This is a genomic window from Nocardia cyriacigeorgica GUH-2 (genome assembly GCF_000284035.1).
Classification (GTDB): domain Bacteria; phylum Actinomycetota; class Actinomycetes; order Mycobacteriales; family Mycobacteriaceae; genus Nocardia; species Nocardia cyriacigeorgica_B.
In genome coordinates this window covers 2,355,759-2,378,136 of the sequence record NC_016887.1, presented here as the reverse complement: position 1 = coordinate 2,378,136, position 22,378 = coordinate 2,355,759, and the positions used below count along the sequence as shown (strand labels likewise).

Below are 22,378 nucleotides of genomic sequence, written 5' to 3'. Positions count from 1 at the left end.
GGTCGAACGGTGGGTCGGCGGTGCCCGTGACCGCCGGTTATCAGAGTTCGCGGATGACGCGCGCGGGGTTGCCTGCGGCGAATACCCGGCCCGGCAGATCCCGGGTGACGACACTGCCTGCGCCGACCACGGTGTCGTCGCCGATGGTGACGCCGGGGCAGACGATCACCCCGCCACCGAACCACACGTTGTTGCCGATGGCGATAGGCGCGGCCGACTCCCACCGCTGCCTGCGCAACTCGTGGTCCTCCATCGGATGCAGGGCGGTCAGCAGTTGGCAGCGCGGGCCGATGGAGACGTCGTCGCCGATGGTGATGGGCGCGCAGTCCAGCAGGATCGCGTCGTAGTTGAGGAAACTGTTGGCGCCGATCTCGATCAGGTAGCCGTAATCGCATTGGAAGCGCGGCATGATCCAGGAACCCTCGCCGAGCTTGCCGAGCAGCCGGCGCAGGACGTCGTCGCGGCGGTCGGTTTCGTCGGGGCCGGTGCGGTTGAACTCGTCGCACAATGCCTGCGCGCGCCGGCGTTCGGCTACCAGTTCGGGATCGTTGTCCCGGTACAACTGCCCGGACAGCATGCGTTGCTTCTGTTCACCCATCAGCCCAACGGTAGCGGCGCCCGGTGCGACCGTATCCGCTCGAGGCCCGCGCAGCCGTCTCGCCGGATGCGGGCAGGCTGTGCGCTTCCGCTGAACCGGGCGGGGTCATTCGATATCCTGCGGCGGGCTGGTCACCTCTACGGTGAACCGGCGAGCTTCGGGAGGGCGTAATGGTGGACGGGGCGGTTTTCGGCCGGTACCGGTTGTGCCGAATCATCGGCGAGGGCGGCATGGGGCGGGTGTACGAGGCCTTCGACACGGTGACCGACCGGACGGTGGCGCTGAAGGTGCTGCCCGAAGCGCTGGCCGCCAACAGCGAATTCCGCGAACGCTTCCGGCGTGAGGCGCACGCCGCGGCCAGGCTGAGCGAACCGCATATCGTGCCGATCCACGACTACGGCGAGATCGACGGGCGCCTGTTCCTGGACATGCGCCTGATCGACGGAATGGATCTGGGTACCGTGCTGGCGCAGGACGGGCCGCTGCCACCGGCGCGGGCGGTGCACGTCATCGAGCAGGTCGCCGCCGCACTCGATGCCGCGCACGCCGCCGGACTGGTGCACCGGGACGTGAAACCGTCCAATATCGTGCTCGGCGCCCGCGATTTCGCGTACCTGATCGATTTCGGCATCGCCCGCGATGATTCCGCGACCGCGATGACCAGCGTCGGCACCACCCTCGGCACCTTCGCCTATATGGCGCCGGAACGAATCACCCCCGGACAGCCGACCGACGCCCGCGCCGACACGTACTCCCTGGCCTGCGTGTTCTACGAATGCCTCACCGGTACGCGGCCTTTCCCCGGCACCGTGGTGGCCGAACAGATCGCCGCGCACCTCACCGCCGAACCCCCACGGCCCAGCCAGGCCCGCGAGGGTGTGCCTGCCGCGTTCGACGAGGTGATCGCGCGCGGGATGGCGAAGCCGGCGGACCAGCGCTTTCGCAGTGCCGGTGAGTTCGCGGCAGCCGCACGGGCAGCGCTGGAATCGATGGCAGGGCGGCCGGGCCCACGCGGCACCGAAACTGCGATCGGGGCTGTGGGCCACGGCTCGGGGGGCGGTGGATCGGCACCTGGCATGGCGGCAGCACCGGCGCACGGCGCATCTGCCCCAGGCACGGGATCACCACCAGCGCCCCGACAGGCGGCACCGGCCGGGTGGCACCCCGGAGGAAACGCGGTCGGCGAGGCAGCTCCGGACGGGTCGATGGCGACGACTGTGAGGGCGAAAGACCCGGGCATCGGTGGTCTCGCCGTGGCCTGCTTGGTGGTGGTCTGTGGGCTGGCGGTGACCCGGCTGATCGCGGCCGCCGCGGGTTACGGCGATCTGCATTCGATCAGTTTTCCGGACTATTGGCTGCCGGTTCTCGCATTGGCGACGGTGCTGGCGCTCGCGGTCCGCGCGTTGGTCGTGCGGCGGCGCTCCGCGGTCGTCGTGGTCGCGTGCGCGCTGCTGGTCGCGTCGTTCCCGATGGCGTTGGGCGACTGGGGAGGCGATGTCACGGCCACGATGCTGACGGCGTTGGGAGCGCCGAGTCGGGCGCTGGGGCTGCTGGTCGTCTTCGTGACTCTGGCGGTGCTGATGGGTATCGGCGTCGCCGCGAACGCACCGCGCCGCCCTGCCGGGGCAAGCGAGGGCGAGGGCCCCGGATTCGGCGGGTACGCCTCATGGGGTTCGCGCGTCGGCGCCGCGCTGTTGGACGGTCTGCCTGCCGGGGTGCTCATGGGGCTCGGAATGGGCATGCTGCGGGCCGCGGGCCCGTCGCCCGGCGACCATTCCGGCGGGGGTTCCGTCGGCGGCATCGCGGTCATGGTGCTGTGTTACGCCGCCGCGTTCGCCTACCTGGTCTGGAATGTCGGCTTCCGCCAAGGCATTACCGGCCAGACATGGGGAAAGAAGGTCATCGGCATCTCGGTGATCGGGGCGCATACAGGGCGGTCGCTCGGCATCGGGATGTCGATCAGCCGGCAGCTGGCGCATATCGTCGACGCGTTGCCGTGCTATCTGGGTTTCCTGTCCCCGCTCTGGGATGCCAAGGCGCAGACCTTCGCCGACAAGTTGATCGGCTCGGTCGTGGTCCAGGGCGCGGCCGCCGGCGTGAAGTCACCGGCCGCACATCCTGCCGATACGCAGAGCCCAGTGCCGAATCACCGGGCAACCGAGGTCGATCCGAACGGGGCCGCGAACGCACCGATCCCGCACCCGACGGACGACGCGCGCACGGCTGTCGATCCCCGAATGGCCACCACACACATCGCGCAGCCCGTGGCCTCTGTCGACGAGCGAGTGACCACGTCAGGCGAGGCTGCACACCTGGCCAACCGCAGGGCCGATTCAGGACCGGACGCCACGGGCATGGACCCGCGCCTGGCCGTGACCCAGCTCGCCCAGACCCCGACGGCCGCACCACAGTCCGGGTCCCAACCGGACCGGGGCCGCACCGAACTCCTGGTGGGTGGTGCGGTGCTCGCTGTGGTGGCGGTCGTGGGCGTCGCGGTTGCCGTCACGCAGGCCGAATCGAAATCCGACGCCGCGTCGCGCCTGCCCGACATCGTCGCCACTATCGCGGTACCCGGCGGAGCGCACGAGATCGCAGTCGATCCGGGCAACCGCCGGGCCTACGTCACCGGGCGCACCGGTGGACCGGTGTCGGTGATCGATACGAAGACGAACACCGTCGTCGGGACGATCCCCGCCGTGCCCGAGCCCGGGGGCGTGGCGGTCGACCCCGCCCGCGGCATGCTCTACCTGACCGACCGCGAAAACCGGACCGTGACGCTGATCGACACCGGCACCCGCGAGGCCGTCGCCACGATTCCGGTCGGCTACGACCCGCAGTCGGTGATCGTCGACCCCGACTCCCCAACGATCTACGTCATCGGCGGCAGCGAGGTCTCGGTCGTCGACACCGCCGCCCGTGCGGTGACCGCGACGATCCCGGTCGACAGCGGGACTCGGAAAGCAGCCCTCGATCCGGCCGCCGACACCCTCTACGTCATCGCGGACAAAGACCTCATGATGATCGACACCAGCACCGATACCGTCACCGGCAGCCTGGCCATCCCCGCCTACGACTATCCGAACCCGCTCGACGTGGCGGTCGATCCGGCCACACACACCGTCTATGTGACGGCGTACGGCGAGGACAGCTCCGACAGCCGGACGCTCACGATCATCGATCCGCGCACTCGCACCGTCCTGGCCACCGTCCCGGCCGAGGGCAACGCCCTCGATGTTGCGCTGGACTCTGACGAGCGCACCGTCTACATCGCCAACTACAACGACGTTGCGATGGTCGATACACAGACGCGCGCCAGGGCCGGCACCATTGAGATCCCTTCGGCCAGCGATGCGGTGGACATCGAGGTGGATACCGACACGCATATCGCCTATGTGAGCACCGGCGGGTCGGTGCTGGTGATCAGTCGCTGACTCGCGCCGCGGCGGTGAACCTGCTCCGGTACCGCCGCGGTGAGATCCCGACCTCCTGCGTGAACACCGCGCGGAACGTGACCGGGGAACCGAAGCCGACGTCGAAGGCGATCCGCTCGATCGGCTGATCGGTCGTTTCGAGCAGCTCGCGCGCCGCCGCGATCCGTTCGCTCGCCACCCACCGCATCGGGGTGATGCCGGCATCGCGCTCGAACCGCCGGGCCAGAGTTCGCGGCGACATCTTGGCCGCGCGGCCGAGTTCGGCGAGGGTGATCGGCCGGGGCAGCTGCCCGCGCAGCCAGGTGCGGAGTTCGTCGAGCCAGGAGGCGGCGTCGTCGAGCGGTTCCGCGGACACGTATTGGGCCTGGTCGCCGTCGCGGTGCGCGGCAATGACGAGGTTGCGGGCGATGGTGTTCGCCGCGCGCTCGCCGTGATCGTGGCGGACCAGGTGCAGGCACAGGTCGAGTCCGGCCGCGGATCCCGCGCTGGTGAAGATGCCGTCGTCCTCGACGTAGATGGCGCGGGCGTCGACCTCGACGTCCGGGTACATCCGTTGCAGCAGCGACGCGTGCCGCCAATGCGTGGTGGCCCGGCGTCCGTCGAGCAACCCGGCCTCGGCCAGGGCGAAGGCGCCGGTGCACAGGGCGGCGATCCGGGCTCCGCGCCGGGCGGCCCGGCGCAGTTCCCGCACCAGCGGCGCGCCGACCGAGCGGCCCGGCGGTACGGCCGGCACCAGCACGGTGTCGCCGGCCGACAGGGCGCTCAGCGGGCGTTGCGGGTGCAGCCGGGCGCCGGTGCGGGTGCGGACGCCACGCAGGTCACCGCAGAGTGTGACGTCGTAGAGCGGCGGCGCGCCCGGATCCCAGTCGTAGCCGAGGGCTTCGAGCGGCATACCGATCTCGAACAGCGTCATGCCGTCGACGAGCGGGACCGCGATGGTCGGGCGCGGCGGCGAATCGGCACGATCTCCCATGTGGCAAAATCCCATCGTTTTCTGTCGATTCTGCCACTCGTCTCGACGGCGGTCGACTGCGATCGTCGAGACATGCCCACATCGACTTCACCGACCGACCCCCGATGCACCACCGGTATGGACCCGAGCCGAATTCGCCGTGCCGGCAACTCCGTCCGCGGGCTGGCACGCCAGATCGCCGGTGGCGTGGACGCGTTCTCCCGCCTCCGGCACGGCCGCCCCGTCCCGCCCGGCCACCCCGCCCGACAGCCCGGCGCGTGCGGCTAGTCGAGCGGCCAACGGCAGCCGTCGCCGCGATCGCCTCCCCTGGTTGAGCGCCGGCTTACCGGTTATTCCGCCGGTATGAGACGCGGAATACCCCTTGCGGCCCTTGCCGCGCTGCTGCTGGTGGCCGGGTGCGGGGCCGATGACGCCCCTGGAGATTCGAGTTCGCATGCGGCCGGCAGTGAGGCGCGCACCGGCGACATCACCCTGCGCAATGTGCACATCGTGCCCGCGGTGGTGCCCGGTCAATGCGTCATCCAGGCCGACGCACCGGCGATGCTGGCGTTCGCGGCGGTGAACAACAACCCGACCGAATCCGACCGCCTGGTCTCCATCGACACCCCGGCGGCCGAATCGGTGCGGATCGAGGCCACCCCTGAGCAGCTGACGCTGCGTCCGGAGACCATGCTCACGGCGGGTCAGCCGGTCGAGCAGGTGCGGCCGCCGTCGGCGCCGGATCAGCCGATCCGGGTGCTGCTGATGGATCCGGCCGAGTCGGTACGCCCCGGTAAGCATGTCGAGCTCACCTTCGCCTTCGAGCACTCGGGTGAAGTAACCTTCGCGGCCCCGATCGACTCCTGCCCGACCCAGCTCTCCGAGTAACCCCGGGTCAGCTCGCCGCGCCGCCCAGGATCGCCAGCACCTGATCGGAGAGGTAGAACGGCTCCAGCCGCTCCCGGATCAGCCCCGCCAGCACGCCGTTCTTCTTGGCCGCCTCGATCACCGCGGGACCGTAGCGCAGGATTTCGGTGCTGACGTCCTCGGCGGTGAGGCCGAGTTCGGGCAGCATCGCGCCCAGGGTGTAGTCGCCGTACTTGCTGAAGAACACCTGCACGCATTCGTCGACGAGCAGGCCGAAGTACTCCTTCTCCCGCGTGGTGACGGCGATCTCGTAGCAGATCAGCACGAGTTCGCGCAGGTCCTTCTGGGTGAGGTAGTCGCGGAGTCCGCTGACCGGTTCGTCGGCGTGCAGGTCCCAGAATTCCATCGCCGCACCGTGTACGGGGGCATCGCGCAGCATCTCGCGGATGGCGTTGTTGGTGCGGCGCAGCGCGAACAGCGCGCCTTTGCCCGCCATATCGCCGATGAAGGTGTTGTCGGCGGCGACCTTCTTGGCCCGGTTGGCCGCCGACTGACCCAGCGACATCAGCGAGGAAACGCCGGGGATCTTCTCGGCGCGTTCCCGGTTGGCCTGCATGAAATCGTTGATCAGCTTGTCGACGAACTTCGACGCGACCGTGGCCACCAGCGGGCTCTCCGTCAGCCGGTCCAGGATGCGTTCCTGGGCCTGGTGCATGGCGAAGATCTTCTCCAGCAGCGCCTCCACCGGCTCCCGCTCGACCACCTGGCCGAGGGTGTAGTCGTGGCTGCCTGCGATGTTGTCGTAGATGGCGTCGGCGAAGACGCCGACCATATCGGCGATCACCGGACTGCCGCCGATCAGGTCGATGACGGTGGCCACGGTCTGCTCGGCCTGGTCGATCGACACCACGTCCCGGAAGACGATCGTGTCGGCCACCTCGAGCACCGCCGCCACATCGCGGGCGACGACCTCGGTGAATCGCTCACCACTCACCTCGGCGAGCAGGTATTCCACCTGGGCGTCGAGCAGCCGTTCGGCGATCTCGCGCGGCTCGGTCATCTGGTCCACCCATTCGTTGTCCGGCGCCGGCCAGACCACGGAGCGGGTTACTCGTCGTCGTTGTCGCGCAACGATTTCCGGATCTGTTCCAGGCGCTCACGCGCGGCCTCTTCGCGCGCCTGCCACTGTTCGTCCACGCTGCGGCCCACCGGAGTCTGCCGATCGAGTTCGCCCATCCCCTGCGCGGTGCCGTAGCGCTGCTCGACCTTATCCCGAACTGACTCGAAAGTAGGTACACCGTGGGTGGAATATCCGGCGGCCGACGCACCGCCTGCCGAACCCGGTACCGGCGGTACCGCCGAAACGTCTCCGACCTGGCCCGATACCGGAGCCGACGGAGCCGATTCATAGTCGGCGTCTATCACAGTGGGAGGAGACACATCCGGATGCGGATGGATATGACCGGTTTCGGCGGGCATGTTCACCGCGGCCTCGTGCACCGGAGCCAGCGCGACCCGGCCCGCGGTGGCGGTACGGATGACGGCCAGCAGGTCGGCATCGGACAGCTCGGCCAGTCGCGCGGAGATCTCGGTGAACTCGCTCATACCGACAGGCTACGCAGTCCGGCCCGGATCGCCGCAGGTTCGGCGGCGGTGCATCCGATCAGGTCGGGCAGACCGCGCGGGCCCAGCGCGCAATGGTGCCGATCCAGCGTCCGGCGGCCAGCGCGAGGATGTCGTTGTGACCCGCGCCGGGATAGACGACCAGCTCTTTCGGTTCCGGAGCCGCCTCATACAGCCGCTGCGCGTGCCGCAACGGCAGCAGTTCGTCGCGGTCGCCGTGCATGATCAGCAGCGGCGCGCGCAGCTGCCGGATCCGGCGCAGGCTCGGATACGCGTCCGGGACCAGCGGTGCCGGCAGGAATGGATACACCGCCCGCGCCGCGTCCCGCAGACCAGTGAAGGTGGACATCAGGATCAGGCCGGCGGGCGGGTGGGCGAGCGCGAGTTCGAGCATGACCGCCCCACCCAGCGACTCCCCCAGGTACAGCACCCGCTCGGCATCGACACCGGGCTGGTCGAGCAGGATTGTGCGCGCGGCTCGGGCATCGAGTGCGGTGCCGCGTTCGCTGGGACGCCCGGTGCTGCGGCCGTACCCGCGGTAGTCGAAGGCCAGCACATCGAAGCCCGCCTCGGTCAGCAGCGCGAACATCGGCACCCGGTCGCCGATAGTGCCGCCGTTGCCGTGCGCGATCAGCACATGCCCGATCGAGCGCGGCGCGCGCACCCACCAGCCGTGCAGGGTCTCGCCGTCGGCGGTGGGGATGGACAGCTCCGCGTAGTCCAGCCCGAGCCGTGCCGGGGTCTGCTCGATGCGGCGGGGGTGCGGCTGGAAGGTCAGCGCATTGAGCACGGGTGTCGCGGGGTGTCGCATGTGTCTTTCCTACCGCATGCGGCGGCGCTGACGGAGCGTGCCGGGGACGCTTCCGGCCCGCGCCGGGAATGCAGGCGCGGGCCGGAACTCAGCGTGCTCGCGCTACCCGCGCAGCACCGCGCCGACAGCCTCCGACGCGGCCGAGACCGCGGCATCGCGGGCAGCGCTGGCCTCGTCTTCGGTCAGGGTGCGATCCGGCGCGCGGAACCGCAGTGCGTAGGTCAGCGATTTGCGGCCCTCACCGGCCTGGGCGCCCTCGTAGACGTCGAACAGCGTGATGTCCTCGAGCAGCTCACCGCCACCGGAGCGCAGCGCCGTCTCGACCTGAGCGGCGGGCACGGCCTTTTCGACGCTGACCGACACGTCCTGCAGCACCGCCGGGAACGGCGAGACCACCGGCACCGGACGATCCTCGCGCAACGGCAGCGCGTCCAGGTTCAGCTCGAACGCGCAGGTGCGCGGCGGCAGACCGGACCGCTCGAGCACGGCCGGATGCAGTTCACCGGCATGGCCGACGACCATGCCGTCCACGACCAGTTCGGCGCAGCGACCCGGATGCCACGGCAGGTAGGCGCCCGCACGGCGCTCGATGACCACGCCCGCGGCGTCGGCGACGGCATCGGCCAGCGCGAAGGCATCGGCGGCCTCGGCCGGACGGCCGTCGCCCCACGGTCCGCGCGGCTCACGACGACCGCTCAGCACGGCGGCGACATGCACCGGCTGGTCCGGCAGCGAGGCCAGCAGTTCGGCGACCTCGTCGTCGGTGGGCCGCCGGTCCACCGGCAGCGGATCGATCGGGCGGGTGTCCGGGCCGGGGAGTACGACCTGCGCGATGCCGTAGATCGCCAGGTCCTTGGCGCCGCGGGAGATATTGCGGCCCGCGACCTCGAGCAGACCGGGCAGCAGTGTGGTGGCCAGCTCGGGACGCTCCACGTCGAGCGGATTGAGCACCCGGGTGGTGGTGCGGCGCGGATCGTCGGCGTCCAGGCCCCAGGTGTCGAACACTCCGGCGGGCAGGAACACCGGCGGCGGCACCTCGGCGCAGCCGGCGAAGGCCAGTGCCCGGCTCACCGCGCGCCGGCGTCGCTGGGTGGGGGTCAGACCGCGACCGGCGGGAGCCGCGGGCAGCACCGACGGGATCTGCTCGAGCCCCTCCAGCCGCAGCACCTCCTCCACCAGGTCGGCGGGCTGGGCCAGGTCCGGCCGCCAGCTCGGCGGGGTGACCACCAGCTGGCCGTGCCCGGTCTCGGGCACATCGACCTCGACGGTGCAGCCGATCTGCGCCAGCCGCCGCGCGGAGGTGCCGGTCGGGTAGGTCACGCCGGCCACCCGGTCGGCCAGATCGATGTCCATGTGGATCGGCTCGGTCGCCGGCAGCGGCACCCGGATGTCGGTGAGCGCGGATTCGATGGTGCCACCGGCGATTTCGGCCAGCAGGGTGGCGGCCCGGTCGAGCGCTGCAACGTTGATCTCCGGATCGACCACCCGCTCGTAACGCTTGCTCGCCTCGGAGACCAGCTTGTGCCTGCGGGCGGTGCGGTAGACCAGCAGTGGGTTCCAGGTCGCGGCCTCGAGCACGATATCGGTGGATTCGGCCGACACCTCGGTGCTGGCACCGCCCATCACGCCGGCCAGCGAGATCACGCCGGAATCGTCGGCGATCACCACGTCTTCGGCGTCGAGGGTGCGCTCGGTGTCGTCGAGGGTGCGCAGCGTCTCCCCCGCGTTCGCCGGGCGCACCACCAGGCCGCCGCTGAGCTTGGCGGCGTCGAAGGCGTGCAGCGGCTGACCGAGTTCGAGCATCACATAATTGGTGACGTCGACCGCGGGCGAGATCGGCCGCACCCCCGACAGCAGCAGCCGCCGCTGCAACCACCACGGGCTCACCGCGTCCGGGTCGATCCCGGTGACCCGGCGCACCGCGAACCGGGTGCACTGCGAGGCCGGCTCCAGCCGCACCGGCCAGGCGTCGGCCTCGTCGTCGGGCAGGGTGCGCACCGCCGGATCGGCGTACTCCAGGTCGAAGCCGCAGGCCAGCTCGCGCGCCAGGCCGCGCACCGAGAAGCAGTAGCCGCGGTCGGGGGTGATGTTGAGTTCGATGACGGTGTCGTCGAGACCGAGCAGCTCATTGGCGTCGGCCCCGGGCTCGGCGGTGCCGGGCTCGAGCACCAGGATGCCGGAATGATCCTTGCCGATACCGAGTTCGGCGACCGAGCAGATCATGCCGTTGGAGACGTGGCCGTAGGTCTTGCGCGAGGAGATGGCGAAACCGCCGGGCAACACACCGCCGGGCAGCACCACGACCACCAGATCGCCGACGGCGAAATTGCGGGCACCGCAGACGATTTCCTGCGGCTCGGGATTGCCGACGTCGACCTTGCAGAAGCGGATCGGCTTCTTGAACTCGGTCAGCTCGGTGATCTCCAGGACGCGGCCGACCACCAGCGGCTTGTCGATCTCACCGCCGACCCGCTCCAGCGTGTCGACTTCCTCGACCTCGAGGCCGACGCGGACGAATCCGGCGTCGAGTTCCTCGGGCGTCACCGACCAGTCGGGGGTGGTGCGCGCGATGATGTCGGTCAGCCAGGACTGCGCTACTCGCACTTGACGTTTCGCTCTCTCGATCGAAGGGGGTCAGGACCGGATACCGAAGGGCAGCGTGAACCGCACGTCGCCCTCGACGATGTCGCGCATATCCGGAATGCCGTTGCGGAACTGGAGGGTTCGCTCCAGGCCCATGCCGAACGCGAAACCGCTGTATTCCTCGGGGTCGATCCCGCTGGCGATGAGCACCTTGGGGTTGACCATGCCGCAGCCACCCCATTCGACCCAGCCGGCGCCGCCCTTCTTGTCCGGGAACCACACGTCGACCTCGGCCGACGGTTCGGTGAAGGGGAAGTAGTTGGGGCGCATGCGGGTTCGCGTCTGCGGCCCGAACAGGGCGCGGGCGAACGCGTCCAGGGTGCCGCGCAGATGCGCCATGGTCAGGCCCTTGTCCACCGCCAGTCCTTCGACCTGCGAGAAGACCGGGGTGTGGGTGGCGTCGAGCTCATCGGTGCGGAAGGTGCGGCCCGGGCACACCACATAGATCGGTAGGTCGCGCTCCAGCATCGACCGCACCTGCACCGGCGAGGTGTGCGTGCGCAGCACCTGCCGCGAGCCCTCGGGCGCGATGTGGAAGGTGTCCTGCATGGTGCGCGCCGGATGATCGGGCAGGAAGTTGAGCGCGTCGAAGTTGAAGTGCTCGGTCTCCACCTCCGGCCCCTCGGCGACCTCCCAGCCCATCGCCACGAACACGTCGGCGATCTGCTCGGAGATGACGGTGATCGGATGCCGCGCACCGACCGGCTGCCGCCGCGCGGGCAGGGTGACGTCGATGCTCTCGGCCACCAGCACCGCGGCGTCGCGTTCGGCCAGCAGCGCCGCACGCCGGGCCTCGAAGGCCTCCGAGACCCGGGTGCGCGCCACGTTCACGCGCTTGCCGGCGTCGGCCTTCTCGGTCTTGGGCAGCGCGCCGACGGCCCGCTGGGCCAGCGCGATGGGCGACTTGCCGCCGATGTGCTCGGTCTTGGCGACCGCGAGCGCATCCAGGTCGGCGGCCGCCGCGAACGCCTTCTCGGCCGCCGCCGCGGCCGCGGCCAATGCCTCCTCGGTCAGCGAGGCGTTCTGCTCGACTGCGCTGTTGTCGTCGCCCACGATCGTTCGTCTCTCCCCTGGGGATCGGTTCTCCGGGTGCGGACCATTCCTTACCCACATTGCTGCTGGTCGAATCGTATGCGATGCGGATCGGGTGATTCATCCGGATTACCCCGCGCCGGACCCGTGCGCTGTGCCGTAGCGGCTCGAGTGCTGGTCGCCGCACCCACCCGAACGCCACATGTGGCCCAGCAGACTCGCTGCCCGCTTCGGGTATCAGCGCAGCGGCCCGGCGGTCTTCGCGGACCACCGGGCCGGTGCGGAGCGCAGTCAGGAGGTGCAGACGGCAGCCTCGCCCACCGGCTCGATCGTCCGCGGCAGCAGCAGCGACACCAGCACACCGACGGCGACGATGGCGGCGCCGACCCAGACCGCGGGGACCAGCCCGTCGACATAGCTCTGCGGGTCGGAGTAGGAGCCGTGCGAGGCGAAGACCGAGGCCAGCACCGCGATACCCATGGCCACACCCACCTCACGCAGGGTGCTGTTGGTGCCCGAGGCCATGGCCCGATCCTCGGGCGCCGCACTGGCCATCACCACGGTGGCGCTGGGGGCGAAAGTCAGCCCCATGCCCACGCCGCCGAGCAACATGGCGCCGAGGAACGCACTGTAGGGCGCGTCGATGGTGCTCACCGCCGCCATCCAGACCAGCGAGACGGCCAGCATCGCCTGCCCGGTCGAGAGCACCACGCGCGCACCGACCCGGTTGACGATCAGCCCGGCCAGCGGCGCCACCACCATCGGCGCGGCGGTCCAGGGCAGGGTGCGCAGACCGGATTCGAGCGGGCTGTAGCCCTGCACCACCTGGAAGTACTGCGAGATCAGGAAGATCGAACCGAACACACCGACCGCGAAGGTGAAGCTGGTCGTATTGCTCACCCGGAAGGCCCTGGACCGGAACAGCCGCAGCGGCAGCATCGGATCCGGGGTGCGCAGTTCCCAGCCGATCAGCGCGGCCAGCAGGGCGGCACCGGCGATCAACGCCGCCAGCACCGGACCGGAGGTCCAGCCGTCCTCGGCGCCGTGCATGATGCCCCACACGATCGCCAGCACCCCGCCCGCCGACAGCAGCAATCCCGGCAGATCGAGGCGGCGGCTGCCACCGAAGGATTCGTCGAGCATGCGTGCCGCGAACGGCAGCGCCAGCAGTCCGATCGGCACGTTCAGCCAGAAGATCCACTGCCAGCTGAATCCGTCCACCACGGCACCGCCGACCACCGGCCCGACCGCGATCCCCATCCCGGAGATCCCGCCCCAGATACCGATCGCGGCATTGCGCATCCGCTCCGGCACCGCGCTCGACAGCAGGGTCAGCGACAGCGGCATGACGGCCGCGCCGCCGAGGCCCTGCAAGGCCCGGGCCGCGATCAGCATCCACGGTTCGGTGGCCAGCGCGCAGGCCGCCGACGCGACGGTGAACACCGCGATGCCGGCGAGGAAGACCCGGCGCCGGCCCAGCCGGTCACCGAGGGCCGACGCGGTGAGCAGCAGCGCGGCGAAGGAGAGCGTGTAGGCGTTGACGAACCACTGCAGGTCGGTGAGGGAGGCGCCCAGTTCGGTGCGGATGACCGGCAGCGCATTGGTCACCACCAGGTTGTCCAGCGTGACCATGAACATCGGGATGCCGACCGCCGCCAGCACGGCGGCCAGTGGGCGTTTGCCCGATTCACGGGTGGGTTTCGGAGGCGCCGCGATCGGCGCGGTGGTGAGAGTCTCGGTCATGTCCAGCCCTTGTTGTAATTGACTGATAACTAACGCCGAGAAGAGTATGCATCGACTGATAACATGTCAATGCGTGGCGGGCCCGAGACGATTTCAGGAGCATCATTGACGACGAAAACCCGGATGAGCGCGACCGAACGCGGTGAGCAGGTGCTGACCGCGGCGGTCCAGGCGTTCGCCGAAACCGGTTACGCGGCAACGAAAACCGATGACATCGCGCGCCGCGCCGGCGTATCCCAGCCGTATGTGATCCGATTGTTCGGCACCAAGCAGCAGCTGTTCCTGGCCGCGCTGAACCGGGTATGCGACCGCATCGAGGCGGTGTTCCGGCAGGCGGCGGCGACCGATCCGAACCCGACGGCGGCGACGCTGGGCCGCGGCTACACCACGTTTCTTGCCGAACGCGAGCTGCTCCAGGTGCTCCTGCACGGCTTCGCCGCCAGCGCCGACCCCGTCATCGGCGAGCAGACCCGGGCCCGCTTCGGGCGGATCTACGAACTGGCCCGCGAACTGACCGGCGCACCGGCCACCGAGGTCCGCCGGTTCATGGCCACCGGCATGCTGCTGACGGTGATGACGTCGATGCAGGTGGCAGGACCGAACGCGGTGCCCGCGCCGTGGGCGGCCGAGATCCTGGAGGATCTGGGGAAGTTCGGCGACTGAGGCCGCACCCGCCGGCCTCGCGGCCCGGAATCCACGCGCTCACGTCTGCCGGTAACGCACCCGCGAGTTCGCGTAGAGGCAGATCGAGGCGGCGGTGGCCAGGTTGAGGCTTTCCGCGCGCCCCCGGATGGGGATGCGGATGCGGTGGTCGGCGCGGGCGGCGACGGCCGGGCCCAGGCCGTGGGCCTCGTTACCGAACAGCCAGGCGACAGGTCCGGTGAACAGCGCGTCGGCGTCGTCGAGTTCGACCTCGCCTTTGGCCGCGGTGGCCAGGATCGTGATGCCGGCGGCGGCGAGGTTGTCGAGCGTCGCACCCACATCCCGGCTGCGGGCGATCGGCACATGGAACAGGCTGCCCGCCGCGGCACGCACACATTTGCCGTTGTGCGGGTCGACGGAATCGCCTGCCAGGATCACCCCGTCGCCGCCGACCGCGTCGACCACGCGGATCAGCGTGCCCGCATTACCCGGGTCGGCCATCTCCACCGGCACGGCCAGGATCCGCGGCCCGGCGCCGAAGATCGCACCCGGTTCGACATCGAGCGTCTCGCACACGGCGACCAACCCCGGCGGCGTCACGGTCTCCCCCAGCGCCTGCGCGGCGCGATCGCTCACCAGCGTGGTCCGCACGCCCGACGCGGCGGCGCCGGCGACGAGTTCATGCTCCCGAGTCGCGGCGGCGGCCGAGTAGAACAGCTCACGTACCCGCCCGGTCTCCAGCGCCGCGGTCACCGAATTGGCACCTTCGGCCAGGAACAGACCGGCCTTGCGGCGATGCGCGGAGCGATGGAGCTTGACAGCGGAAACGACCCGTGGATTGCGCTCGGAGAGCGCGTCCACGGGTCGTTCCGAATGAGGTCCGCGAGTCACGGCACCGGGCTCAGGCGGCCGGGGCGTTGACGTCCTGCGGCAGCGCGGCCTTGGCGATGGCGACCAGACCGGCGAAGGCTTCGGCGTCGGAGACGGCCAGCTCGGCGAGGTTCTTGCGGTCGACCTCCACACCGGCGGCCTTGAGGCCCTGGATGAAGCGGTTGTAGGTGATGTCGTTCAGCCGCGCCGCGGCGTTGATGCGGGCGATCCACAGCTTGCGGAAGTCACCCTTGCGCGCCCGGCGGTCCCGGTAGGCGTAGGTGAGCGAGTGCAGCTGCTGTTCCTTGGCCTTGCGGTACAGCCGCGAGCGCTGGCCGCGGTAGCCCTTGGAGGCCTCGAGGATGGAACGGCGCTTCTTCTGAGCGTTGACGGCCCTTTTGACGCGTGCCACTGGTCAGTCCTGTTCGATCGGGGGGCGCGTGCGGGCGCCCGGGTGTTGTCGGATTGGTCGGCGTCCGTGATCGGAACGCGCGAGCGTGCCTGTGCGGCGGTATCAGATACCGAGCAGCTTCTTCACGCGAGCGACGTCGGCGGGCGCGACGACCTCCTTGCCGTCCAGACGACGAGTACGGCGCGTGGGCTTGTGCTCGAGCAAGTGACGACGGTTCGCCTGCTGACGCAGCAGCTTGCCCTTGCCGGACACCTTGAATCGCTTCGAGGCGCCGCTGTGGCTCTTCATCTTCGGCATGGATTCCTCAATCTGTCTCGTGCCCGTGGTCGCGCGTGGACCACCGGCGTTCTGATCGGTCTTACTGCGGGCCGGCCTGCTCGGCCTGCTCCGCTTGTCCCGCGGCGCTCGGCTGCGGGCGGGCGGCCGAGTCCTGCTGCGCCTTGGCGCGCGTCTTCGCGCCCTTGTGCGGCGCGAGGACCATGGTCATGTTCCGGCCGTCCTGCTTGGCCGAGGTCTCGACGAAACCCAACTCCGCGACGTCGGAGGCCAGCCGCTGCAACAACCGGAAACCGAGCTCGGGCCTGGACTGTTCACGACCCCGGAACATGATCGTGACCTTGACCTTGGACCCGGCTTCGAGGAAGCGAACCACGTTGCGCTTCTTGGTCTCGTAGTCGTGGTCGTCGATCTTGGGACGGAGCTTCTGCTCCTTGATGACGGTCTGGACCTGGTTCTTACGGGACTCGCGCGCCTTCTGCGCGGTCTCGTACTTGAACTTGCCGTAGTCCATGATCTTGCAGACCGGCGGTCTGGCATCCGGGGCCACCTCGACCAGGTCGAGGTCGGCTTCGAGAGCGACGCGTAGTGCATCTTCAACACGCACGATCCCAACCTGTTCACCGCCGGGTCCGATGAGGCGGACTTCGGGAACGCGGATGCGATCGTTGATGCGGGTCTCAGTGCTGATGGGGCCTCCTAGGTCAAGCGGTGTCGTCGGACGACCGCAGGCAATAACTGCAACCCCTTGTTCAACACAAAGGCCCCGTTGCGGTATTTCCCGCGACGAGGCCCGAGGTCGACCGATCATCGCAGGTGATCACACCTGCGATCCCACATCGACAGCCGATGCGGGAACCCGCCGCGGAGGGCGGGCGACCGGACCGTTGAACCGTACGAATACTCGTCGGCAACGGTGGGAGTCGGGCTCCACTTATCTGCCCCGGCATCGTCGTCCGCGTACCGTTTCCGGTGACACGCACGAACCACCCAGGGCGGTCGTCGCAGAACAGCGTAGCAGCTGCGCCGCCCGGAACCCAATCGGGCCGGCCGGCCCGCCCACACCGGCGAAAACGGGTTGCTCACGCGCGGGCCTCATGCCACTGTCCCCCGGTGCCCGATTCTCGTCGCAACCTATTGACCTGGCAATTCGAGCTGACCTGGGCTCTCGCCGCGTATCACCTCGACGCCTTGGCCGAGGACGACTTCCTCGCCGAGTCCGGTCCCCTCTGCTGGACCGTGCACCGGGACGCCGACGGCCGCTGGCGACCCGATTGGGCCGATACCGAGCCCGATCCGATCCCCGTCCCGACCATCGCGTGGCTGAGCTGGCATATCGACTGGTGGTGGAGCACCGCCCTCGACCAACTGAGCGGGCGGCCGCTGCGCACCCGCGAGAGCGTGCTCTGGGCGGGGAGCGGCGCCGGCGCCGTCGACCGGATCCGGCAACTGCGCGGCGAATGGGCGGCGGGGCTGAGCGCGCTCGACGACGCCGGCCTGGACGCGCCGGTCGCCTACCCGTGGCCCGCGGAGGCCGGGCTGACGGTGGCGCACCTGGCCGCGTGGGTGAACGCGGAACTCATGAAGAACATCGCCGAGATCGGGCAGCTGCGCCTGGCGCGGGCGGCAGGGTGAAGGCGCGGCGCGCGCGGGTTCTAGCCTGGTAGCCATGACTGAACAGCCCGACAGCTCTGTGCGCGAACTGGCCGATATCCCCGCGGTGGAGGTGATCAGCCGGGCCGCGGTGATGTTGATGAGCTCGGCGGCGGAGAAGCTGGGGCTGGCCGATGAGGATCCGGAGACCAGCAGCAGGCGCGATCTGGACGAGGCACGGCGGGTGATCACCGCGCTGGCCGGCCTGGTGACGGCGTCGGTGGAGTACCTGGGCCCGCACGCCGGACCGATCCGGGAGGGGTTGCAGTCGTTGCAGAAGGCGTTCCGGGAGTCGTCGGCGCATCCGGATGAGCCGGGCAAGGGTCCGGGCGAGAAGTACACCGGTCCGGTGTACTGACCGGGACGACATCGAACAGACAGAAGGCCGGGCCCGCGGATGTGCGGGCCCGGCCTTCTGCGTGTCGATCACATCCCGGGCGTCACCGAGATGGCCGAACCGGTGCTCAGCATGTTGGCGATGGCGGTGAAGATGTCGCCGAGGCCCGCGCTTCCGGAGTTCATGGTGGGTGGTTCCTTTCGGTGGATCCGCGCTCAGGCAGGCGTACCGGGGGTGTAGTTGATAGACGAGCCGCTGCTCAGAAATCCGAGGATCTGAGTGATCAGGGCCCCGATGTCGACGCCTTCCATGGCGGGCTTTCCTTTCGTTCTCACCGGCTGCCGCGGCCGGGCGCCGCATACTCGATGCGCCGCCGGCCGGGCCGGTTGTCATTCGCCGCGCCCAACCCTCTGGGACACGGTGCCGCCGATCCTACACACGCATGTTTCACTTTTAGGGCGGATTTCCGGCAAAATCGTCCACCCGCCACCGGCGAGACCGATCAGGCCAGGACGACGCCCGCCTCGGCGGCCACAGCTTGGCCGAAATTCCGTGTCGCACACCACATTTCATTGATTTCTCCGGCACCGCGCGTCTTCCCACCGGACCGGCATGCGATGCTCTCCGGATGGCACGCATACTTCTGGTTCCCGGTTTCTGGTTGGGCGCATGGGCGTGGGACGAGGTGGCCGACGATCTGCGCCGCCACGGTGACGACGTGCTGGCGCTGACGCTGCCCGGTCTCGACCCAGACGACGAGAACCGGCTCGACGCCACACTCGAACGGCAGGCCCGTGCCATCGTCGACGCCGCGGGCGAGCAGCCCGCGGTGCTGGTCGCGCACTCCGGCGGCGGTGCGGCCGCGTATCTGGCCTGCGATCTGGCGCCGGAGCGGTTCTCCCGGGCGATCTATGTCGACAGCGCGCCACTGCCCAACGGCTTCGTGCTCAATTCCGAACTCGACCTCGCCGCCCGCGAATACCCGTTACCGGAATGGCGGGACCTGGACGCCGACGGCGACAACCTGGCCGGACTCGACGAGGCAGCGCTGGACAGGTTCCGGGACCGCGCGGTCTCCGAACCGACCGCCGTGGCCGCCGCGCCGCTGCGACTGAGCGACCAGCCCGCGGGCCGGCGCATCCCGACCACGATCATCTGCAATACCTTCACCGCCGAAGTGGTGGCCAAGCTGCGCGACGAAGGCCAGATGCCGATGTTCGCGGAGCTGGCTCGCCTCGACGCCGACTACGTCGACCTGCCCACCGGTCACTGGCCCATGTGGTCCAAGCCGCACGAGCTCGCCGACCTGATCCACACCATCGCGCAGCGCTGAGCGGTCGGTCCGGGAACCCCGGTTCCGCGGCGACAGCACGGTCACCCGCCGCGGAACCGGTGTCAAGGCCCGGCGGTCAGCCGACGGCGGCGGCCTTCTTGGCGACCCGCTTGGCGGCTCGCTTCGGCTTCACCGCTGCGGGGGCACTGGATTTGTCCAGCACCTCGCGCAGGAACTGGCCGGTGTAGCTGCCGGGCACGGCCGCGACGTCTTCGGGCGTGCCCTGGGCGACGACGGTGCCGCCGCCGGAACCGCCCTCCGGGCCCATGTCGATCACCCAGTCCGAGGTCTTGATGACGTCGAGGTTGTGCTCGATGACGATCACCGTGTTGCCCTTGTCGACCAGGCCGTTGATGACGCCGAGCAGTTTGCGGATGTCCTCGAAATGCAGGCCGGTGGTCGGCTCGTCCAGGATGTAGACCGTGCGCCCGGTGGAGCGTTTCTGCAGTTCGGCGGCCAGCTTGACGCGCTGGGCCTCACCACCGGAGAGCGTGGGCGCGCTCTGGCCCAGCCGCACATAGCCCAGGCCCACATCGACGAGGGTCTTGAGATAGCGGTGGATCGAGGTGACCGGCTCGAAGAACTCCGCGGCCTCCTCGATCGGCATGTCCAGCACCTCGGCGATGGTCTTGCCCTTGTAGTGCACCTCGAGGGTTTCCCGGTTGTAGCGGGCGCCGTGGCACACCTCGCACGGGACGTAGACGTCCGGCAGGAAGTTCATCTCGATCTTGAGGGTGCCGTCGCCGGAGCAGGCTTCGCAGCGCCCGCCCTTGACGTTGAACGAGAACCGGCCCGGCTGATATCCGCGCACCTTGGCTTCGGTGGTGGCGGCGAACAGGGTGCGGATCTTGTCGAACACCCCGGTGTAGGTGGCCGGATTGGAGCGCGGGGTGCGCCCGATCGGCGACTGGTCCACCTGCACCAGCTTGTCCAGATGATCCAGCCCGTTGACCCGGGTATGCCGGCCCGGCACCTGCCGCGCACCGTTGAGCCGGTTGGCCAGCACGGTGGCGAGGATGTCGTTGACCAGGGTGGATTTACCGGAGCCGGAGACACCGGTGACGGCGGTGAGCACACCGAGCGGGAACGCGACGTCGATGCCCCGCAGATTGTGCTCGTTCGCGCCGACCACGGTGACCTGGCGCTTCTTGCTGACCGGGCGGCGCACCAGCGGCACCTCGATCTGCTCGCGGCCGGACAGGTAGGCCCCGGTCAGTGAGTTCGGGTCGGTGAGCAGCTCCTGATAGGGCCCGCTGTGCACCACCCGGCCGCCGTGCTCACCGGCCAGCGGGCCGATATCGACCACCCAGTCCGAGGCGCGAATGGTGTCCTCGTCGTGTTCGACCACGATCAGGGTGTTGCCGAGCTTCTTGAGCCGGGTCAGGGTCTCGATGAGCCTGCGGTTGTCGCGCTGATGCAGGCCGATGGACGGCTCGTCGAGCACGTACAGCACGCCGACCAGGCCGGACCCGATCTGGGTGGCGAGCCGGATGCGCTGCGCCTCACCACCGGAGAGCGTCGCCGCGGCGCGCGAGAGCGTCAGGTATTCCAGGCCGACGTCGAGCAGGAAGCCCAGCCGCGCCTGCACCTCCTTGAGCACCTGCCCGGCGATAGCGGCCTCACGCTCGCCCAGGGTGAGCGCGTTCAGGAACGCCGAGCAGTCGCCGATGGACAGATCGCAGACCTCGGCGATGGACTTGCGGTCGCCGTCGGCGGCGATGGTGACCGCGAGGATCTCCGGGCGCAGCCGGGCCCCGTTGCAGACCGGGCACGGCACATCGCGCATGTACCCGTCGTAGTGCTCCTTCATCTGCTCGGACTCGGTGTTCTCCATGCGCCGCTGCAGGAACGGCATCACGCCCTCGAAATCGGCGTAATAGGAGCGCTTGCGCCCGTACCGGTTGGTGTAGGACACATGCACCTGGTCGGAGCTGCCCTCGAGCACCGCCTTGCGTGCCTTCACCGGCAGCTCACGCCAGGGCGTGTCCATGGAGAAACCGATGGATTCGGCCAGGCCGGACAGTAGCCGGGTGAAGTACTCGGCGGTCTGCCCGCGCGACCACGGTGCGATCGCGCCCTCGGCCAGGCTCAGGTCCGGATCGGGCACGACCAGTTCCGGGTCGACCTCCTTGCGGATGCCGAGGCCGGTGCAGTCGGGGCAGGCGCCGTAGGGCGAGTTGAACGAGAACGAGCGCGGCTCCAGATCCTCGATATCGAGCGGATGGCCGTTCGGGCAGGCCAGCCGCTCGGAGAAACGGCGCTCGCGGTCGTGGGCGTGTTCGTCGCGGTCGACGAAGTCGAGCACCACGATGCCGTCGGCCAGCCGCAGCGCGGTCTCGATGGAGTCGGTGAGCCGCTGCTTGGAGCTCGGCTTGACGGCCAAGCGGTCGACGACCACCTCGACGTCGTGCTTTTCCTGCTTCTTCAGCTTCGGCGGATCGGTGAGCGGATACACCACGCCGTCGACCCGGACCCGGGCGTAGCCCTGGCTGTTGAGCTGGTCGAACAGGTCGACGAACTCGCCCTTGCGGGTGCGCACCACCGGGGCCAGCACCTGGAACTTGATGCCCGGCTCCATGGCCAGCACCTGGTCGACGATCTGCTGCGGGGTCTGCTTGGCGATGAGTTCACCGCAGACCGGGCAGTGCGGGGTGCCCGCGCGCGCATAGAGCAGCCGCAGATAGTCGTAGACCTCGGTGATGGTGCCGACGGTCGAGCGCGGGTTGCGGTTGGTCGATTTCTGGTCGATCGAGACCGCGGGCGAAAGGCCCTCGATGAAATCGACGTCGGGCTTGTCCATCTGCCCGAGGAACTGGCGCGCGTACGCCGACAGCGACTCCACATAGCGCCGCTGACCTTCGGCGAAGATGGTGTCGAAGGCCAGGCTCGACTTGCCCGAACCCGACAGCCCGGTGAACACGATCAGGCTGTCGCGGGGCAGGTCGAGATCGACCCCTTTGAGGTTGTGCTCCCGAGCTCCGCGCACGGTGAGGCGTTCCGCCACCAGGTGGGTCCCTTCTCTTCTTCGATATCCCGCGTTCGGCGGTTCTGGCATGCCGATATGTCCCCGGCGGCCATGCTAGGCGGGACCACCGACAAGTTTTCCCGGGCGAGGGTCGAGGCCCGCCAGATGACTTTCGGCCATCCCCCACGGC

General features: G+C 69.4%; 19 protein-coding genes. 6 read left to right on the top strand and 13 right to left on the bottom strand.

Annotated features, from left to right (window positions below):
* Positions 1-40: 40 nt before the first annotated feature.
* Positions 41-598 (bottom strand): sugar O-acetyltransferase, encoded by a 558-nt coding sequence (locus tag NOCYR_RS10690; protein WP_048833252.1) that lies wholly within the window; start codon positions 596-598, stop codon positions 41-43.
* Between the two features lie 170 nt (positions 599-768).
* On the opposite strand from NOCYR_RS10690, the gene NOCYR_RS27920 reads away from it, so the two are divergent.
* The gene (locus tag NOCYR_RS27920; protein ID WP_014350379.1) at positions 769-4,029 is read left to right on the top strand and encodes a protein kinase domain-containing protein; all 3,261 of its coding nucleotides are present in this window, start codon (positions 769-771) and stop codon (positions 4,027-4,029) included.
* Here NOCYR_RS27920 and NOCYR_RS10680 read toward each other — a convergent pair.
* Positions 4,019-5,002: a GlxA family transcriptional regulator gene (locus tag NOCYR_RS10680; RefSeq protein ID WP_014350378.1), complete on the bottom strand. Its 984-nt coding sequence runs from the start codon at positions 5,000-5,002 to the stop codon at positions 4,019-4,021. The genes NOCYR_RS27920 and NOCYR_RS10680 overlap by 11 nt on opposite strands.
* A 342-nt stretch (positions 5,003-5,344) precedes the next feature.
* Between NOCYR_RS10680 and NOCYR_RS10675 the strand changes: the two genes are divergently transcribed.
* Positions 5,345-5,869: a copper chaperone PCu(A)C gene (locus NOCYR_RS10675; protein ID WP_048833251.1), complete on the top strand. Its 525-nt coding sequence runs from the start codon at positions 5,345-5,347 to the stop codon at positions 5,867-5,869.
* Between the two features lie 7 nt (positions 5,870-5,876).
* On the opposite strand, the gene NOCYR_RS10670 is transcribed toward NOCYR_RS10675, so the two are convergent.
* The 6 genes from NOCYR_RS10670 to NOCYR_RS10645 all read right to left on the bottom strand — a co-directional run bounded on the left by NOCYR_RS10670 (position 5,877) and on the right by NOCYR_RS10645 (position 13,700).
* Positions 5,877-6,908: a hypothetical protein gene (locus tag NOCYR_RS10670; protein ID WP_048834076.1), complete on the bottom strand. Its 1,032-nt coding sequence runs from the start codon at positions 6,906-6,908 to the stop codon at positions 5,877-5,879.
* A 47-nt stretch (positions 6,909-6,955) separates the two neighbouring features.
* A complete protein-coding gene (locus NOCYR_RS30045; protein WP_014350375.1) occupies positions 6,956-7,453 on the bottom strand; it encodes a PspA/IM30 family protein in 498 nt (165 codons plus the stop codon).
* A 58-nt stretch (positions 7,454-7,511) separates the two neighbouring features.
* Complete coding sequence (locus NOCYR_RS10660) at positions 7,512-8,282, bottom strand: alpha/beta hydrolase (RefSeq protein WP_014350374.1); 771 nt, start codon at positions 8,280-8,282, stop codon at positions 7,512-7,514.
* Between the two features lie 102 nt (positions 8,283-8,384).
* The gene (gene pheT / locus NOCYR_RS10655; RefSeq protein ID WP_014350373.1) at positions 8,385-10,886 is read right to left on the bottom strand and encodes a phenylalanine--tRNA ligase subunit beta; all 2,502 of its coding nucleotides are present in this window, start codon (positions 10,884-10,886) and stop codon (positions 8,385-8,387) included.
* A gap of 30 nt (positions 10,887-10,916) precedes the next feature.
* Positions 10,917-11,978, bottom strand: a complete 1,062-nt coding sequence (gene pheS, locus NOCYR_RS10650) for a phenylalanine--tRNA ligase subunit alpha (protein WP_014350372.1) — start codon at positions 11,976-11,978, stop codon at positions 10,917-10,919.
* A gap of 270 nt (positions 11,979-12,248) precedes the next feature.
* Positions 12,249-13,700, bottom strand: coding sequence for an MFS transporter (locus tag NOCYR_RS10645; RefSeq protein ID WP_014350371.1), 1,452 nt, complete (start codon positions 13,698-13,700; stop codon positions 12,249-12,251).
* 105 nt (positions 13,701-13,805) lie between these two features.
* On the opposite strand from NOCYR_RS10645, the gene NOCYR_RS10640 reads away from it, so the two are divergent.
* Positions 13,806-14,363: a TetR/AcrR family transcriptional regulator gene (locus tag NOCYR_RS10640; RefSeq protein WP_228794574.1), complete on the top strand. Its 558-nt coding sequence runs from the start codon at positions 13,806-13,808 to the stop codon at positions 14,361-14,363.
* 39 nt (positions 14,364-14,402) lie between these two features.
* Here NOCYR_RS10640 and NOCYR_RS10635 read toward each other — a convergent pair whose 3' ends face one another.
* From NOCYR_RS10635 to infC, 4 genes are all read right to left on the bottom strand, one after another.
* The gene (locus tag NOCYR_RS10635; RefSeq protein ID WP_014350369.1) at positions 14,403-15,203 is read right to left on the bottom strand and encodes a TrmH family RNA methyltransferase; all 801 of its coding nucleotides are present in this window, start codon (positions 15,201-15,203) and stop codon (positions 14,403-14,405) included.
* Positions 15,204-15,243: 40 nt separating this feature from the next.
* Complete coding sequence (rplT, locus tag NOCYR_RS10630; RefSeq protein WP_011208447.1) at positions 15,244-15,624, bottom strand: 50S ribosomal protein L20; 381 nt, start codon at positions 15,622-15,624, stop codon at positions 15,244-15,246.
* A 102-nt stretch (positions 15,625-15,726) separates the two neighbouring features.
* Positions 15,727-15,921: a 50S ribosomal protein L35 gene (rpmI, locus tag NOCYR_RS10625; RefSeq protein WP_014350368.1), complete on the bottom strand. Its 195-nt coding sequence runs from the start codon at positions 15,919-15,921 to the stop codon at positions 15,727-15,729.
* 61 nt (positions 15,922-15,982) lie between these two features.
* Positions 15,983-16,678: a translation initiation factor IF-3 gene (gene infC / locus NOCYR_RS10620; protein WP_370012530.1), complete on the bottom strand. Its 696-nt coding sequence runs from the start codon at positions 16,676-16,678 to the stop codon at positions 15,983-15,985.
* Between the two features lie 335 nt (positions 16,679-17,013).
* Here infC and NOCYR_RS10615 point away from each other — a divergent pair, with 335 nt between their 5' ends.
* From NOCYR_RS10615 to NOCYR_RS10605, 3 genes are all read left to right on the top strand, one after another.
* Positions 17,014-17,535: a DinB family protein gene (locus NOCYR_RS10615; RefSeq protein WP_048833250.1), complete on the top strand. Its 522-nt coding sequence runs from the start codon at positions 17,014-17,016 to the stop codon at positions 17,533-17,535.
* 34 nt (positions 17,536-17,569) lie between these two features.
* Complete coding sequence (locus NOCYR_RS10610; protein WP_048833249.1) at positions 17,570-17,911, top strand: DUF1844 domain-containing protein; 342 nt, start codon at positions 17,570-17,572, stop codon at positions 17,909-17,911.
* Positions 17,912-18,518: 607 nt separating this feature from the next.
* Positions 18,519-19,223 carry an alpha/beta fold hydrolase gene (locus NOCYR_RS10605; protein WP_048833248.1) on the top strand — a complete coding sequence of 235 codons (705 nt, stop codon included), beginning with the start codon at positions 18,519-18,521 and terminating at the stop codon, positions 19,221-19,223.
* 76 nt (positions 19,224-19,299) lie between these two features.
* Here NOCYR_RS10605 and uvrA read toward each other — a convergent pair whose 3' ends face one another.
* A complete protein-coding gene (gene uvrA / locus NOCYR_RS10600; RefSeq protein WP_014350363.1) occupies positions 19,300-22,227 on the bottom strand; it encodes an excinuclease ABC subunit UvrA in 2,928 nt (975 codons plus the stop codon).
* Positions 22,228-22,378: the final 151 nt, after the last annotated feature.

Excerpts from the sequence above, each read along its gene's own strand:
- NOCYR_RS10675 (WP_048833251.1), top strand. The coding sequence starts at position 5,345 with ATGAGACGCGGAATACCCCTTGCGGCCCTTGCCGCGCTGCTGCTGGTG.
- NOCYR_RS10660 (WP_014350374.1), bottom strand. The coding sequence starts at position 8,282 with ATGCGACACCCCGCGACACCCGTGCTCAATGCGCTGACCTTCCAGCCG.
- NOCYR_RS10680 (WP_014350378.1), bottom strand. The coding sequence starts at position 5,002 with ATGGGAGATCGTGCCGATTCGCCGCCGCGCCCGACCATCGCGGTCCCG.
- NOCYR_RS10610 (WP_048833249.1), top strand. The coding sequence starts at position 17,570 with ATGACTGAACAGCCCGACAGCTCTGTGCGCGAACTGGCCGATATCCCC.
- NOCYR_RS27920 (WP_014350379.1), top strand. The coding sequence starts at position 769 with ATGGTGGACGGGGCGGTTTTCGGCCGGTACCGGTTGTGCCGAATCATC.
- NOCYR_RS10690 (WP_048833252.1), bottom strand. The coding sequence starts at position 598 with ATGGGTGAACAGAAGCAACGCATGCTGTCCGGGCAGTTGTACCGGGAC.
- NOCYR_RS10645 (WP_014350371.1), bottom strand. The coding sequence starts at position 13,700 with ATGACCGAGACTCTCACCACCGCGCCGATCGCGGCGCCTCCGAAACCC.
- NOCYR_RS10670 (WP_048834076.1), bottom strand. The coding sequence starts at position 6,908 with ATGACCGAGCCGCGCGAGATCGCCGAACGGCTGCTCGACGCCCAGGTG.
- NOCYR_RS30045 (WP_014350375.1), bottom strand. The coding sequence starts at position 7,453 with ATGAGCGAGTTCACCGAGATCTCCGCGCGACTGGCCGAGCTGTCCGAT.
- NOCYR_RS10605 (WP_048833248.1), top strand. The coding sequence starts at position 18,519 with ATGGCACGCATACTTCTGGTTCCCGGTTTCTGGTTGGGCGCATGGGCG.
- rpmI (WP_014350368.1), bottom strand. The coding sequence starts at position 15,921 with ATGCCGAAGATGAAGAGCCACAGCGGCGCCTCGAAGCGATTCAAGGTG.